The 16,192-nt window shown below is 48.8% G+C and carries 10 protein-coding genes and 1 pseudogene; 5 read left to right on the top strand and 6 right to left on the bottom strand.

The genetic code is table 11. The annotated features are described in order from the left end of the window. Positions 1–86: 86 nt before the first annotated feature. Complete coding sequence (locus ACO1NT_RS01495; protein WP_449046582.1) at positions 87–1,781, bottom strand: amino acid permease; 1,695 nt, start codon at positions 1,779–1,781, stop codon at positions 87–89. 106 nt (positions 1,782–1,887) lie between these two features. Continuing rightward, positions 1,888–2,562 carry an ACP phosphodiesterase gene (locus ACO1NT_RS01490; protein WP_449046581.1) on the bottom strand — a complete coding sequence of 225 codons (675 nt, stop codon included), beginning with the start codon at positions 2,560–2,562 and terminating at the stop codon, positions 1,888–1,890. A 125-nt stretch (positions 2,563–2,687) separates the two neighbouring features. On the opposite strand from ACO1NT_RS01490, the gene tyrS reads away from it, so the two are divergent. Next, a complete protein-coding gene (tyrS, locus tag ACO1NT_RS01485) occupies positions 2,688–3,971 on the top strand; it encodes a tyrosine--tRNA ligase (RefSeq protein WP_449046580.1) in 1,284 nt (427 codons plus the stop codon). 33 nt (positions 3,972–4,004) lie between these two features. On the opposite strand, the gene ACO1NT_RS01480 is transcribed toward tyrS, so the two are convergent. Further along, positions 4,005–4,745, bottom strand: coding sequence for a DUF4397 domain-containing protein (locus tag ACO1NT_RS01480; protein ID WP_449046579.1), 741 nt, complete (start codon positions 4,743–4,745; stop codon positions 4,005–4,007). 210 nt (positions 4,746–4,955) lie between these two features. On the opposite strand from ACO1NT_RS01480, the gene ACO1NT_RS01475 reads away from it, so the two are divergent. Both ACO1NT_RS01475 and ACO1NT_RS01470 read left to right on the top strand, forming a co-directional pair. Then, a complete protein-coding gene (locus ACO1NT_RS01475) occupies positions 4,956–7,493 on the top strand; it encodes a DNA translocase FtsK 4TM domain-containing protein (protein ID WP_449046577.1) in 2,538 nt (845 codons plus the stop codon). A 16-nt stretch (positions 7,494–7,509) separates the two neighbouring features. Further along, the gene (locus ACO1NT_RS01470) at positions 7,510–8,169 is read left to right on the top strand and encodes a LolA family protein (protein WP_449046576.1); all 660 of its coding nucleotides are present in this window, start codon (positions 7,510–7,512) and stop codon (positions 8,167–8,169) included. Positions 8,170–8,186: 17 nt separating this feature from the next. Here ACO1NT_RS01470 and ACO1NT_RS01465 read toward each other — a convergent pair whose 3' ends face one another. Beyond that, positions 8,187–8,993, bottom strand: a complete 807-nt coding sequence (locus ACO1NT_RS01465) for a lytic transglycosylase domain-containing protein (protein WP_449046575.1) — start codon at positions 8,991–8,993, stop codon at positions 8,187–8,189. Between the two features lie 580 nt (positions 8,994–9,573). Between ACO1NT_RS01465 and ACO1NT_RS01460 the strand changes: the two are divergent. After that, positions 9,574–10,296: pseudogene (locus ACO1NT_RS01460) on the top strand (pseudouridine synthase); the annotation flags it as partial. Positions 10,297–10,355: 59 nt separating this feature from the next. Next, positions 10,356–10,823, top strand: coding sequence for a pyrophosphohydrolase domain-containing protein (locus ACO1NT_RS01455; RefSeq protein WP_449046574.1), 468 nt, complete (start codon positions 10,356–10,358; stop codon positions 10,821–10,823). Here the strand turns inward: ACO1NT_RS01455 and ACO1NT_RS01450 are convergent. Both ACO1NT_RS01450 and rpoC read right to left on the bottom strand, forming a co-directional pair. Continuing rightward, positions 10,784–11,758 carry a TIGR01212 family radical SAM protein gene (locus ACO1NT_RS01450; protein ID WP_449046572.1) on the bottom strand — a complete coding sequence of 325 codons (975 nt, stop codon included), beginning with the start codon at positions 11,756–11,758 and terminating at the stop codon, positions 10,784–10,786. The genes ACO1NT_RS01455 and ACO1NT_RS01450 overlap by 40 nt on opposite strands. A gap of 152 nt (positions 11,759–11,910) precedes the next feature. After that, positions 11,911–16,191 (bottom strand): DNA-directed RNA polymerase subunit beta', encoded by a 4,281-nt coding sequence (gene rpoC / locus ACO1NT_RS01445; protein ID WP_449046571.1) that lies wholly within the window; start codon positions 16,189–16,191, stop codon positions 11,911–11,913. Position 16,192 lies beyond the last annotated feature (1 nt).

Below are 16,192 nucleotides of genomic sequence, written 5' to 3'. Positions count from 1 at the left end.
CATACAAAGATAGGTCATCGTGCCCGATGCACCTAGACAAATATAGGCTTTTTTCTTAATTTAACAATTTTTAACACGATATTACGTTATATCCCCTCGGCAGGCACGTCATTAAGTTTGGAATGCCGATAACCATAGCCGAAATAAACCACCAAGCCAATGGCTAACCATACAAGGAAAATAAACCAATTGCTAGCTCCCAACTGTGACATGAGGTAAAGGTTTACCAAAATACCTGCCACCGGCAAGAGCGAAAACCGATGGCGATAGCCCATCACGCAAAGGACCACCCATACCAACCAAAAGATAATGATGAGCAGTTTATGCTCAAAGATTTCGGCAACGGACATGTTGCGCCATTCGGCAATGGTATCCTGTCCGAAATGATAAACACCGTAGACGGCGACCAACAGCGCCGCAGTGATAAGGTAGCGCCCGTTGATATAAGGCACCTTAAATTTAGATTGCTTGGAGATGCCCGAATAGTCCATATACAGCACACCGGAACAAACCAGTATAAATGCGAAAAACGTACCGACGCTGGTAAGGTCGACAAAGAAATCCATCTTGAAAAACAACGCCGGTAGGGCTACCATAAAGCCCGTCACCACCGTGGCGAACGATGGTGTCCTGTATTTGGGATGGATGGTTGCAAACCGCTTCCAAAGCAACCCGTCGCGGCTCATCGTCATCCATATGCGCGGCTGGGCAAGCTGGAAGACCAAGAGCGCACTTGTAATGGCTACCACCGACGTTACCGACACGATCCCCGCCATATAATCTACGCCCACATACTCGAAAACAAACGATAGCGGGTCTTTTACGTTCAGTTCGGTATAGTTAACCATCCCTGTCAGTACCAGCGTGATCAAAATGTACAGTACCGCGCAGATCAGTAGGCATAATATCATCGCCCTCGGCAAATCGCGCTGTGGGTTACGGCATTCTTCCGCTGTGGTGGAAACGGAATCGAAGCCAATAAAGGCAAAAAACACAGCGGCCACGCCGCTAAGCACACCCTCTACCCCATTGGGTGCGAACGGCACCCAGTTTTCGGGCTTCACGAAGAAAGCGCCGCCAAAAATAACGAACAGGATCACGCCGATCTTAATCGCCACCATGACATTGCTTGCCGTCCGCGATTCCTTGATACCGACATAAACCAGCCAAGTGACCAAAAAAGTAATCAATCCGGCTGGTAGATCAAATATGATGGGGATGTCACCCAGCCGAGGGGCTTGCTCGTATGCCATCGCAGCCGTCGTGTCGGCCGCCGAAAGCGCCGCCGCCCCCTGTTCCTGCAACCGCGCGTAAGCTTCCGACGCGTAAGCGGGAGCCATGGTCATCCATCCAGGAAGGTGGATACCGAACCCACCGAGCATGCTGACAAAATATTGCGACCACGAGATGGCCACCACCATATTAGATACGGCATACTCGAGGATAAGTGCCCAACCGATAATCCAGGCAAACAATTCACCGAAAGCCACGTAGGCGTACGTATAGGCACTTCCGGAAACCGGTACCGTACTGGCAAACTGGGCGTAAGAAAGCGCCGTAAACACACACGCAATCGCCACGAAAACAAATAGTAAAGACACGGCCGGACCGCCATTGAAGCTGGCTAAACCGATGGTGCTGAATATGCCCGCACCAACGATCGCTGCCACGCCAAGCGACACCAAGTCACGCACGCCCAATACCTTCGCCAAACCGCCTGTTTTGGCTGATGCGCTGAGGATCTGTTCTACGGTTTTTTTGCGAAAAAGTTTGTGTGCCATACCGCTAATTGTTGGTTTAGATTGACTACCAACGGTTCAAACATAAAAAAAATATTCTATCGCATCCATGTCGGCGATATTATTTTGCGCATAAATCGATTCGATACTAGGGGAGATGTGCTTCTAGATCGTCAAAAATAGCACGGAAAACGGAATCCAATTCGGCCGCATACTGCGCAAATATAGCCGTCATGCGCTCTTGTTGGCAAACAGACAATTGAACTTCCCAAAGCCGGCGGCAGATATTGATGACCGCATAGGTAATCTGATCAAAATGCCGATAGTTCCCGATATACTGTGCCCGCATGAAGCTGTTGAAATAGGTAAAGAAAAATGCGGTATCCTCCACGTTGCACAACCGCAGGAAGCGTGCTACCATATCCCGGTCGACCGCTGCCAGGCATTCGTAAAAATCCGACTCATGTACCGCTCGGTGCTGGAGAAGCAGATGGTCAAGCAACAGCTCCAAGGCAATGTGCGACAGGAATGAAGGCCTGATAGGTGTGTCTGCAACCGTGGGGGCCAATAACGACTTCAACTCATGGGTATGGGTATAGAAAAAGGGGGCGTTATGGAAATAGCGGTCGGCCTCTACATGACGGACCCAGCCCCGATAAATAGCTGAAAGCTTTGGATTACCATCAAAACGGTTTTCGTATTTATGTGGCAACACGTTTATATCCTTGTCCGCATTCTTAATCAAATCAGGAAGCACGCATCCGAGCACCAACTCCGGATTGCGACTATATCGTTCGAAATAATAATGTGAGAGGAAATTCATGCGGCCCACTTTATGTCACATTCAACACTTATTGCGCCAAGGTAACTAATTTACCTGAAAATTTACGGCGCATTCTGCTATCTTTGCCGTCATATTGATGACAGCACTGAATAGTTAAGATAGCAATGGGTTTCGTTGAAGAATTACGTTGGCGGGGTATGCTGCATGATATCATCCCCGGGACTGAAGAACAATTACTCAAAGAAAAAACAGCAGGATATATCGGTTTCGACCCCACAGGCGACTCCTTGCATGTGGGTCACCTGACCCAATTGATGACACTTATCCATTTCCAACGGGCGGGCCATCGGCCGGTAGCCCTGGTTGGGGGAGCGACGGGTATGGTGGGCGATCCGTCGGGGAAATCGGCAGAACGCAACCTGTTGGATGAAGAAACGTTGGCTCACAATGTAGCTTGCCTGAAAAAACAATTGGCCAAATTCCTGGACTTCTCCGAAGGGGACCAAGGTGCCACGATGGTTAATAATTACGATTGGTTCAAGGGGTTTGGTTTCCTGGATTTTATCCGTGAGGTCGGCAAGCACATCACGGTAAACTACATGATGGCCAAAGATTCGGTAAAGAAACGGCTTGAAGGCGAAAATGGCCTGTCGTTTACGGAATTCTCGTACCAATTGATACAAGGTTATGATTTCTTCTACCTATGGAAAAACCATGGTTGTGCCCTCCAAATGGGTGGGTCCGACCAATGGGGCAACATCGTCACGGGTACGGAGCTTATCCGCCGGAAAGAAAGTGGTACAGCGTACGGGCTTACCACACAACTCATCAAGAAAGCGGATGGCAACAAATTTGGGAAAACAGAAAGTGGGGCGGTATGGCTAGATCCCGAAAAGACCTCACCATACAAGTATTATCAGTTTTGGCTTAATGCCAGTGATGAAGACGCTAAAAACTGGATAAAAATTTTTACGCTGAAGTCTAAGGCAGAAATAGACGCGCTTATCGCAGAACACGATTCGGCCCCACACTTACGAACAGTCCAAAAAGCATTAGCCAAAGACATCACCATCCGTACCCATTCCGTATCGGATTATGAAACTGCGTTAAAGACGTCCGATTTCCTGTTTGGCAATGGCTCGCTCGAATTCCTGGAAGGCCTATCGCATACCACGGTACAGGATGTATTTGATGGTGTGCCGCAGTTCCATGTCTCCAGAGGGTCATTGGACGAAGGCATACCCATTTTGGATTTATTATCCGTTGACAGCACCGTTTTCCCCTCAAAGGGTGAGGCACGCAAAATGATACAGGGTGGTGGTGTATCCATCAACAAATGCAAGATCAATGATATTGCACAAGTGTTCCATACAGACGATCTGGTAAACGATAGGTACTTGATTGTGCAACGGGGGAAGAAAAATTATTTTCTATTGATTGCAGAATAAGCCCCTTCGGGCTACGAGGTTAAAATCGTTGGGCTAATGGGTAAGGACACCGTGGCCGAAATCTAATGCAGCATCGCCGTTGTTTTCAATTAAACCGCGCACCCACACTGTGTAAATCAATCCGGCCTGGGGTTCAAAGCCGAACGTATGTAACACGTCTTCGCTATTGTGCCTGATAAAATTGACCGTGTAAGCAATCCCGCTATCGACAATAGCGAAATCGGTAACGTCCTTGAACACCTTGTTATCGACACGCAATGGATCATCCCCGGTTCCGGCGTTGACCTCGAAATCCAATGCCGGAGCATCTGGACTTAAGTGAATGAAACGGATCTTCGCTTTTCCCGATGCCGGACTTCTAAGGTCATCTTCTGTATATAGCACCTCTATATCATCGTACCCCACCACATAGAGCGAATAAAACCTGCCCGGAATAAAGTTCACCGTTTCCTGGACAAGCGGCATCGCGTTGGGGTAATCTACAGGGTCAACGATACTCACCACCCTGTTGTTTGGCCAGGCATTTTTATAAGGGAGGGTATCCGTATAGGCGAATACCTCGTCCTGCCCTTCGCTATCGTCGAAATTAAGCTGGTTCCTATCCAGAAAAACATCCAATTGGACCGAGCCGGGCACGGCATTCAATGCCCGTACCGCCGAAACCTGGTATACTTGGTTATCGTCTTTAAGGCAGCCGCCCCATAGCGCCCCTGTGGCGATTGCCATCATGGCCAGAAGCCACCTGCCTATCCGTGCTTTTCCAAATTGCCTCATTTAATTCAAATCTTTTCAATGAATCCCTTCGACCAGCGTTTCTAGAACGCCTCTCGAAAAAATAACGAGCCAACCGGCCTAGGTGCTACACGGGCGTAAAAAAATCGGAATGCGTATAGCTGCTGTTCGGCTGCCATGACGCAACGCGCGTTACGGTCGATAATCGGCAAAAAATACGTAAGTTTGTCTCCAACAAAACGTGTGTTTTAGATGTCTGGAAAAGCGAATTCATTCAAAAAAAATGTTCGAAACGACACGGAGGGCCAATCTACCCGCCGGAAAAAACGTGTATCGAAATCGCCAAGCACGAGGTCTATCGGCGTTTTTGGCAGCAAAGCCATAAAAATATTAGGGTTATTTTTACTTATCCTCTCGGTATATTGCCTTATCGCATTCATATCTTATTTATTCACCTGGAAGGAAGATCAAAGCTACGTCTCGGCAGCGAACGGTGGCTGGGACACGCTGTTCAAAACCCGTGAGGAACTGGCCCTAGCCGGCATAGAAAACCCTGTTGTGCAGAACTGGATGGGTAAAGTGGGGGCACTCCTAGCGCACCAGTTTATTTACAAGTGGTTTGGCGTGGCTTCATTCCTATTCATTGGCATATTATTCGTTATCGGCTACCGACTATTGTTCAAGGTGAGAATCATTTCTACATGGAAAGTATTGGTATATGCTTTACTTTCATTGATTTTCGTTTCCATTACCCTCGGCTTTGTCCATGGCTTCGTCAGCGAATACCCACATTTTCTAGAGGGTGAATTTGGCTTTTGGTCCAATAAACTGCTCGCGGCGCAAATTGGCACCGCGGGGGTTGCCGGCTTACTGATTTTCACCATTTTCACGGTACTTATCATTCTATTTAACTTTGATTTCAAATGGGCCTCGCGCCGTGGTAGTACGCACGTGCAGCCAGACGGCCCAACCGTCGACACAAATTCCTTGCGGAATGAAGAACGTTATACACGGGAATCGGAATACCGGGTAGACCCCGTCGAATTCAGTCTCAATCGCGCTAGGGAGGCTGAACAGCAGAACGAGCGGTTACAACAAAACGTCAGTACGCCAAAACCGCAGCCAGCCGAAGATGAACCGACCCCCGATTTCACGGTGGAAGAACCATTGGAAAAACCGGAAGCCAAAAATGAACTGAAAACGCCGGCTCTGACGGTGGCCGCCATTAAAGAAGAAAAGCCCAGCACGGCTGACGAACTGGTCGAAAAGGTGGGGCAATACGACCCCAAACTCGATCTATCAGGCTACCAATACCCCACCCTCGACTTACTCCGCGACTACGGGTCGGGTAAGATTACGGTAAACAATAATGAACTCGAAGCTAATAAGGATAAGATTGTAGACACATTAGGCAACTACAACATCGAAATATCAAAAATCAAAGCGACCATTGGCCCCACGGTCACGCTATATGAAATCATCCCGAAACCTGGTGTGCGTATTTCCAAGATAAAGAATCTTGAAGATGATATTGCCCTAAGTTTGGCAGCGTTGGGAATCCGCATCATTGCTCCTATGCCCGGCAAGGGAACAATAGGCATCGAAGTACCCAATAGCCACCCGGAAATGGTATCCATGCGATCCGTATTGGCCACAGAGAAATTCCAACATACGGATATGGACCTCCCCATCGCCCTGGGCCGCACCATATCAAATGAGGTATATATTGCCGACCTCACGAAAATGCCCCACTTGCTCGTGGCCGGCGCCACCGGCCAAGGGAAGTCGGTCGGTATCAATGCCATTCTCACTTCATTGCTCTATAAGAAGCACCCGGCGGAACTTAAATTCGTGCTGGTCGACCCGAAAAAAGTAGAGCTTTCCTTGTTCAGGAAAATAGAACGCCATTTCCTTGCGAAGCTACCCGGTGAGGAAGATGCCATCATTACCGATACCAAAAAAGTAATCAACACGCTCAATTCGCTGTGCATTGAAATGGACTCCCGGTACGATTTGCTAAAAAACGGGCAGGTAAGGAACTTGAAGGAATACAATAAGAAATTTGTAAATCGGCGACTTAACCCCGAAGAGGGGCACCGATTCTTGCCTTTTATCGTATTGATTGTCGACGAATTTGCAGACCTGATGATGACAGCTGGCAAGGAAGTGGAAACGCCCATAGCAAGGCTGGCGCAATTGGCGCGGGCCGTAGGTATACACTTGGTCATTGCCACGCAACGCCCCTCCGTAAACATCATCACCGGTACCATAAAAGCCAACTTCCCAGCGCGCTTGGCCTTCCGTGTGCTTTCAAAAGTTGATTCGCGCACCATCCTCGATTCGGGGGGGGCAGACCAGCTCATTGGGCGGGGTGACATGCTGCTTTCGACCGGAAGCGACCTGACACGGATACAATGTGCTTTTGTGGACACACCCGAAGTGGAGGAAATATCAGACTTCATTGGCAATCAACGCGGTTATCCTTCTGCCTTCCTCCTACCCGAGTATGTGGGTGAAGATGGTGAGAGCGGTATAGAGGACTTTGATATGGCCGATCGTGATGCCATGTTCGAAGAGGCAGCCCGTCTGGTGGTGCTCCATCAGCAAGGGTCTACCTCACTTATTCAGCGTAAACTCAAGCTGGGCTATAACCGCGCCGGCCGGATCATCGATCAATTGGAGGCTGCTGGCATTGTTGGACCGTTTGAGGGAAGTAAGGCTCGGGAAGTGCTATTCCCCGATGAATATTCATTGGAACAGTTTTTGGATGGATTGAAGAAAGAAGGTTAGTATAAATTGTTTTCGAATGAAAAAGCCCATTTATATAGCCGCCACGTTGGCGGTTCTCATCATAAGCGCGGCACTGCCGGGGCACACACAAACCGATGCAGCCGCAAAATCCCTGCTCGACAAGGTGAGCAAAACCTACGAAGCGTATAAAACCATCCAAGCGGATTTCTCGCTCACCATTAAACAGCCACAGCAAGCACCGCATGCGGAAACGGGGAAGATTGCAATGGATAAATCAGCGGGCAAATATTACATCACCACCGGCAATCAAGACATCATCAGTGATGGAAAAACACAATGGATGGTACTTAAGGATGTTGGGGAAGTTCAGGTTACCGAGGTATCCCCTACTTCCGATGCGGTTTCACCGACCAATATCTTTTCTTTTTATAAAGAAGGATATAAATATGTATCGGCTGCCGACGAGCGCACCGGCAGCAGGCAACTCGCCGTTGTTGAGCTGACACCCGAAGATGCCAACGCACCTTATTTCAAAATCAAACTGCGAGTAGACGAACGCACCTACCAAATCCATGATGTAACCGTGTTTGACAAAGGTGGCAATCAGTTCGTGTATACGTTGAAGAATACCAAAGCCAACCCACAGCTCGCAGATAACCGCTTTGTTTTCAAACAAACGGATTATCCCGATATGGAAATCGTGGATCTTCGATAACTTCCGTGGGAAACGCCTTAGAGTTTGTTTTTTGGGGAATCCTGGGAGGAGGCGTCTGCCAAACGCACCCCGCTGCGGCGATAACCGTGAAGATTCGGATGCTCGATAATTTCCTTCACGGAGATGAGCTTATAGACGTAACTTCCCGTTTCCTTGTTCAGTTTTAACCGGAAGTAGTTGTCTTCCCGTTGCCTTTTGATAGCCCGTAGAAGGTTACCTTCGCCGATATTGAATGCAGCGGCTACCAGGGTCCAACTGTTAAATTCTCGGTACAATGCCTTGAGGTATTTCGCGGCCGCTACCGTCGATTTTTCAATATTCTGCCGTTCGTCGATGGCACTATCCACGCGCAGTCCAAACGACCTGGCCGTAGCAGGCATAAACTGCCAATAGCCAGAGGCACCACGATGCGATGTCGTACCACTGGTGAAACCACTTTCGACCAATGGCACATATTTGAAATCTTCTGGAACACCATAAGCACGCAGGATAGCGGCTACCCGGGGCAATGCATGCACCGCTTTGCGATGTAATCCGTGGGATCGGCGCTTAGCGTATGAATATTCGCGGAGGTAACGCATCATCTTCTCTTCTATACGCTGATCGCCCAAAGGCACGTTTTCGTCGGCAAAAGACAGCGATGCGAAATAAGGCGTGTTTCGGATGGCACTGATATCTGCCGCATCCACTATTCGATGCGATAACGAATAATCAGACCATGCTTCTGTGTGCCGCTCGTCGGCCGATGCTTCATAAGTGTACAGCTTGGAGAGCGACACCACTACTAAAACCGCACCGAAACAGAGCAGTTGTTTTTTTATCATTCAAACCCTTTTCTGCAATTTAACGGTCATTAAACGACACGATAAGTTGCTTGATCCAAAAAGCTGGCGACAAAAGTAAAAATTATCAAGTTAATATACAAACAGTTATAAAATAATCTGTTGTAATTTAACAGAATTTAACGTATCTTTTCCAGTTCTTTATCCGTAAAATTGTGTCGTACGTCGTTTAACCCGTATTTTTTGACTACTTTTGCAGCTTACATTTTTTACGGTAAAAATCATGCCATTTAGTAACAAAAGGAACAGTCGTGATGACAACTCCAATCGCCGGCGCAAGTCAACCTCCGACTACTCACAAGCGAAAGGCCGCAAGTTCCGTAGCCCTGACGCTTCAGGTAACGAGAAAAGAGGAAGCAATACCGGCGCCGGGAAGCCTGGCGAACGGTGGAAGGATGCCGGTGCGGGCAGCGGTCGCGACAACCCCCATAAACGTGAAGGACAGCGACCGTCTTATAAATCGGGGCAACATACGTATGGCAGCAAGCCGTATGATCCTTCCAAGAAGCGGCGCGAGCGGACAGACGTTCGCACAAAGCAATACACCGGTACCGAGCCCAAAGACGATGGCCTCATACGGCTCAACCGATACATAGCCAATGCGGGCATTTGCTCCAGGCGGAAGGCCGATGAATTAATAGAAGCGGGTGTGATAACGGTAAATGGCCAAGTCGTTACCGAACTGGGTAGTAAAGTAGACCCTGCGAAAGACGAAGTACGGTACAATGGCGAACGCCTGCGCAGGGAGAAAATGGTTTATGTGCTATTGAACAAACCCAAAGACTACATCACCACAACAGACGATCCGCAGGAAAGACGTACCGTGATGCAGTTGGTGGCTAAAGCCACCCGCGAGCGGATTTATCCGGTGGGTAGGCTCGACCGCAATACCACCGGCTTACTTTTGCTGACCAATGATGGCAATTTGGCAGAGAAGCTTTCCCATCCACGTAATAACATTGCTAAGATATATAACGTGGAGTTAGATAAAAACCTGACCCAGGGCGACCTGAATAAAATTGGATTCGGTTTGGAACTGGAAGATGGTTTCGTAAAACCCGATGCTGTTAGCTACGTACAGGGTGGTAGCAAGCGTGAAGTGGGCATTCAGATCCATAGCGGCAAAAACAGGATCGTTAGGCGCATTTTCGAACATCTTGGCTATGATGTTATCCGACTGGACCGGGTAGTTTACGCAAACCTTACCAAGAAGGATTTACCCCGTGGGCGGTGGCGCTACCTCGAGGAAAAGGAGATCATCCAACTCAAACACTTTATTAAGTGATTCTAGATTGACGATTGTTTTTAACTACGACTTTTAATTTACGACAAACGACGAACATCATGACAGACCCCAAATCCTTAACGTCCGTAGCAGCTTTCCATAAGACATTCAAGCACCCGGTACTCCCTGAGCCGACTATCCCAGATGAAAAACGTTGTCAATTGCGGGTGGCCTTACTTGCTGAAGAGCTGAACGAACTAGAGGAGGCGATCGCGGCTCGAGACCTCACAGAGGTGGCCGACGCATTATGCGATCTGCAATACGTATTATCGGGGGCTGTACTGGAATTTGGATTGGCCGACAAGTTCGGTGAGTTGTTTGACGAAGTGCAGCGGTCGAACATGAGCAAAGCCTGCAAAACAATACAGGAAGCCGAAGAGACCGTCGCACATTACCAAAATAAAGGAGTATCTTGTTTTTATGAAGAAGCGGATGGCCATTACCTCGTTTACCGAACGGAAGACCGGAAAACGCTTAAATCAATCTACTATTCCCCAGCCGATCTGAACGGGATATTGGGTTCGTAATTACTACCTTGGTAAGCTGCGCGGCGCTCCAACTCTTTGTCGATATAGGTCTGGATGGCTGATTTGCCTTTCCCCCAATTCGGGGCGATCAAAAGTTCTTGGTCCGCTAGGCCAAATAGCCGCTGCACAACGACATCGGGACGCAGCAAAGGGATGAACTCACAGAGAAAATCGGTGTATTCTTCCAAGCTGAATACGTGGAATGGTTCGCGCTTGTAATGCACGCCCATAATGGATCCTTCCACAATATGGAGGTGGTGGAGTTTCACGAATTTAATCTGTGGAAATCGATTGATTTCGTCGGCATACCGCAGCATCATCTCGCGGCTTTCCCAAGGAAATCCAAAAATGGTATGCACACATATATCCAACGGACTCCTTTTTACGAGCTCAAGGGCGGTTTCCAGCTCTTGATGGGTACATCCCCTATTGATTCTATTTAACGTCTCGTCATAAATGGACTCCATGCCCATCTCCAAATCCACGTCATAGCGGTCGGTATAGCTTTCGAGTAAAGCGACCTTTTCGAAATCGATGCAATCCGGTCGTGTGCCTACAGACAAACCGACTACATTTTCGGGCGCAACGCTAAGTGCCTCGTCATACATCGCTTTGAGGTAATGAACAGGAGCATAGGTGTTGGTGTTAGGCTGAAAATAGATAATAAATTTCTCCGCGCCATAACCGTTCACCGCGCGCTGGATACCCTCCTCCACTTGTTCACGGATGGTGGGCAGCTTCCGCGCCGAATCGGGCGTAAACGAATCGACGTTACAATATGTACAGCCACCATACCCTTTACTGCCGTCGCGATTCGGACAAGTGAATTGTCCGTCTACGATAATTTTGAATACCCGCTTGCCTTTGTACTTGGCCCGCAAGTAGGCGCCATAATGATTATAAGGCTTCTGCCCGATATCGAGGAGTGTTCCCATGATGAGTGCAAAGATACGTGATAGATTTTAGATATGAGATATCAGGCCTTAGACCTTAGCACAGCGCGTAAGCATAAAAAAACCGCCGGATATTAGCCCGGCGGTTTTGATGAATTTTATTGATCACAGATCATTGATCGGCTAATCACAGACTAGTCTTCCTCTTTGGAAGCCAGTAATTGATCGTACTCCTCTTGAGACCCTACGATGATCCCCTCGTAGTCGCGTAAGCCCGTCCCTGACGGGATCAAGTGACCGACGATGACGTTCTCTTTCAAGCCGAGGAGATTGTCGCGTTTGCCAGCGATAGAAGCTTCGTTGAGCACCTTGGTCGTCTCCTGGAAAGACGCAGCCGAAATGAATGACTTCGTTCCCAACGATGCCCGGGTAATCCCTTGCAACAAGGGGCTCGACGTGGCAGGTATCGCGTCGCGTACTTCCACCAATTTCAAATCGCGCCGTTTCAATCCGGAATTGACATCCCGCAACTTACGCATGGACACAATTTGCCCCGGCTTCAATTCCTCGGAATCACCTTCATCTACAACCACTTTCTTGTCATAAATTGCGTCATTCTCTTCAACGAAATCCCACCTGTTTACGGCCTCACGTTCCAAGAACCGTGTATCACCCGGATCTGCAATTTCCACTTTCTGCATCATCTGGTGCACGATGGTCTCAAAATGTTTGTCGTTGATTTTTACACCTTGCAGGCGATAGACTTCTTGTATACCGTTAACAAGGTATTCTTGAACCGCCGATGGCCCCTTGATTGCCAAAATATCGGCAGGAGAAATCGATCCGTCCGACAGTGGCATGCCGGCCCTTACAAAGTCGTTATCCTGGACCAGGATATGCTTCGACAGGGGCACCAGGTACTTCTTGATCTGTCCATCACGCGACTCGATTGATATTTCACGGTTACCGCGTTTCACGCCGCCCAATGTTACCACACCATCGATTTCGGTCACCACCGCAGGGTTGGATGGGTTACGGGCTTCAAATAGTTCGGTAACACGTGGCAAACCACCCGTGATATCGCGTGTCTTACCTGTAGAACGCGGAATCTTGGCGAGAATCACCCCTTCTTTTACGGCAACACCGTCATTTACCGAAACGTGTGCTCCCACGGGGATGTTATATGTACGAATAACCGCACCTTTCCCATCCAGGATCTTAATGGCTGGGTTCTTGGTTTTATCGCGCGTGTCGATAATTACCTTTTCACGGTGTCCGGTTTGTTCATCGGATTCCTCACGGAAGGTAACCCCTTCGATAATGGATTCAAACTCTACCTTACCACCGAATTCGGAGATAATCACCGCGTTGTACGGATCCCAAGAACAAACACGTTGCCCCTTTGCCACAGTATCACCAGCGTTCACGTAAAGGAACGAACCGTAGGGGATATTATTAGTCATCAGGACTTTCTTCGATTCGGGATCGATGATCCTGAATTCGCCGGAACGGCCGATAACCACCTGATCGGGACCTTCCTCGCCCACGTGTGGAACCGACCGGATATTTTCCAATTCAACAATACCGTCAAACTTGGCAAATATCTGCGACTCCGCCGCGATGTTAGATGCCGTACCACCCACGTGGAATGTACGGAGCGTAAGCTGGGTCCCGGGCTCACCGATAGACTGGGCAGCAATTACGCCAACAGCCTCGCCTTTCTGTACGCGCTTACCGGTGGCAAGGTTCCGTCCATAACACAAGGAGCAGACACCACGTCGGCTTTCACAGGTCAATACCGAGCGGATTTCCAAACCTTCTACAGAAGAATGCTCGATTCTCGCAGCAACCTCTTCATCGATATCCTGGTCTGCGGCAACCAGCAAGTCGCCTGTGACCGGATCGTGCACATCGTGTAACGATACCCGACCAAGTATACGGTCATATAACGGTTCGATAATATCTTCATTATCTTTCAATGCCGTGGTATAAACCCCTCTCAAGCCGCCGCAGTCTTCATCAACTACAATCATATCCTGAGCCACGTCGTGCAAGCGCCGGGTAAGGTAGCCCGCATCGGCCGTTTTCAACGCCGTATCCGCAAGACCTTTACGTGCACCGTGTGTAGAAATAAAGTATTCAAGTACGGATAGTCCTTCTTTGAAGTTTGAGAGAATCGGGTTTTCGATAATCTCTCCTCCCGATGAACCTGATTTCTGTGGTTTCGCCATCAACCCCCGCATACCGCAAAGCTGGCGGATCTGCTCTTTGGAACCACGGGCACCAGAATCCAGCATCATATACACCGAGTTGAACCCTTGGTTGTCGGTCGACAGGATCTCCATTACGTTGGCCGTCAACCGGTTGTTGATACGGGTCCAGATATCAATGATTTGGTTATACCGTTCGTTGTTGGTGATGAAGCCCATGTTATAGTTATTCATCACCTCTTCAACCTCCTTCGTTGCCTGTTCAATCAGGTCAACTTTTGCATCGGGGATATTCAAATCCTGCAAGTTGAACGAGAGTCCACCTTTGAACGCCATTTGGAAACCAAGTTCCTTGATGTCGTCCAGGAACTTCGCCGCGCGTGCCATACCGGTGATTTTCACCACCTTACCAATCGTATCACGGAGTGACTTTTTGGTCAACAGTTCATTCACATAACCGATTTCCTCCGGAACGACCTGGTTGAACAACACACGCCCAACGGTTGTTTCGATGACGCGCTCCTCGATATTACCGTCGGCACCCTTTACCTTGGTCTTGACCTTGATAAAAGCATGCAAATCGATTTGCTTTTCGTTATGCGCAATAATCACTTCCTCTGCCGAATAGAAGGTCATCCCTTCCCCTTTGATTACGCGGGTTTCATCTGTTTTACGACCCTTGGTCATGTAATAAAGCCCCAATACCATGTCTTGCGACGGAACCGTAATCGGCGTACCGTTCGCTGGATTGAGAATGTTGTGTGATGCAAGCATCAATATCTGCGCTTCCAGTATGGCCGCATTACCCAATGGCAAGTGCACCGCCATCTGGTCACCGTCAAAGTCGGCGTTGAATGCCGTACATACCAAGGGGTGTAGTTGAATGGCTTTCCCTTCCACCAATGTCGGCTGGAAAGCTTGGATACCCAAACGGTGCAGTGTCGGTGCCCGGTTAAGTAGTACAGGGTGTCCTTTCAATACATTTTCAAGAATATCCCAAACTACGGGATCCTTCCTGTCTACAATCTTTTTCGCCGACTTTACCGTTTTCACGATACCCCGCTCAATCATCTTGCGGATAACGAACGGTTTGTATAATTCGGCAGCCATGTCTTTAGGCAGACCGCACTCGTGCAATTTCAAGTTGGGTCCAACCACAATGACCGAACGTGCGGAATAATCCACGCGCTTACCCAACAAGTTTTGGCGGAAGCGGCCCTGTTTTCCTTTAAGGATGTCGGAAAGCGACTTCAATGCCCGGTTTCCTTCTGTCTTCACGGCATTCACTTTCCGTGAGTTGTCGAACAGGGAATCCACTGCTTCTTGCAGCATCCGCTTCTCGTTACGGAGAATCACTTCCGGCGCCTTGATTTCCATCAAGCGCTTTAACCGGTTATTACGGATGATGACCCGGCGGTATAGATCATTGAGATCGGAAGTCGCAAAACGGCCACCTTCCAAAGGCACTAATGGGCGCAGCTCGGGCGGAATAATGGGTACGATTTTAACGATCATCCACTCCGGCCGGTTTTCTATCCGGTCGCGCGAACCGCGGAATGCTTCAACCACTTGCAGACGCTTCAACGCTTCGTTTTTACGCTGTTGCGATGTTTCATTGGCCGCTTGATGACGCAAATCATACGAGAGCTGATCGAGGTTAAGGCGTTTCAACAGTTCCTCGAGGGCCTCAGCACCCATTTTAGCGATGAACTTCTGTGGATCGGTGTCGTCCAAGAACTGGTTTTCTTTCGGCAAGGTATCCAGAATATCCAAGTATTCCTCTTCCGTGAGGAAATCCATATACTGGATGCCATCCTCTTCCTTTACCCCCGACTGGATAACCACGTACCGCTCGTAGTAAATAATCATATCGAGCTTCTTCGTGGGCAGTCCCAGCAAGTAACCAATCTTATTGGGCAAGGAGCGGAAATACCAGATATGGGCCACGGGCACAACCAAACTGATATGGCCCATACGCTCGCGGCGCACTTTCTTTTCGGTCACTTCCACACCACAGCGGTCGCAAACGATTCCCTTGTACCGGATACGCTTATACTTACCGCAATGGCATTCATAATCCTTTACCGGCCCAAAAATACGTTCGCAAAACAAACCATCACGTTCGGGCTTATACGTCCGGTAATTGATTGTTTCCGGTTTAACCACCTCACCGCTTGATCGCTCGAGGATGGTCTCGGGCGACGACAAGCTGATCGTAATGGAGGTGAAGTTACTTTTTATCTTATTATCCTTTTTGTAAGACATA

Source organism: Parapedobacter sp. (assembly GCF_053550995.1).
The sequence above is the reverse complement of the archived record's forward strand: the minus strand, read 5'-3'. Positions and strand labels throughout refer to the sequence as shown.

Bases quoted from the DNA above. Each gene is read 5' to 3' on its own strand.
- ACO1NT_RS01480 (WP_449046579.1), bottom strand. From the start codon at position 4,745: ATGAGGCAATTTGGAAAAGCACGGATAGGCAGGTGGCTTCTGGCCATG.
- ACO1NT_RS01465 (WP_449046575.1), bottom strand. From the start codon at position 8,993: ATGATAAAAAAACAACTGCTCTGTTTCGGTGCGGTTTTAGTAGTGGTG.
- ACO1NT_RS01470 (WP_449046576.1), top strand. From the start codon at position 7,510: ATGAAAAAGCCCATTTATATAGCCGCCACGTTGGCGGTTCTCATCATA.
- ACO1NT_RS01495 (WP_449046582.1), bottom strand. From the start codon at position 1,781: ATGGCACACAAACTTTTTCGCAAAAAAACCGTAGAACAGATCCTCAGC.
- ACO1NT_RS01490 (WP_449046581.1), bottom strand. From the start codon at position 2,562: ATGAATTTCCTCTCACATTATTATTTCGAACGATATAGTCGCAATCCG.
- rpoC (WP_449046571.1), bottom strand. From the start codon at position 16,191: ATGTCTTACAAAAAGGATAATAAGATAAAAAGTAACTTCACCTCCATT.
- tyrS (WP_449046580.1), top strand. From the start codon at position 2,688: ATGGGTTTCGTTGAAGAATTACGTTGGCGGGGTATGCTGCATGATATC.
- ACO1NT_RS01450 (WP_449046572.1), bottom strand. From the start codon at position 11,758: ATGGGAACACTCCTCGATATCGGGCAGAAGCCTTATAATCATTATGGC.
- ACO1NT_RS01475 (WP_449046577.1), top strand. From the start codon at position 4,956: ATGTCTGGAAAAGCGAATTCATTCAAAAAAAATGTTCGAAACGACACG.
- ACO1NT_RS01455 (WP_449046574.1), top strand. From the start codon at position 10,356: ATGACAGACCCCAAATCCTTAACGTCCGTAGCAGCTTTCCATAAGACA.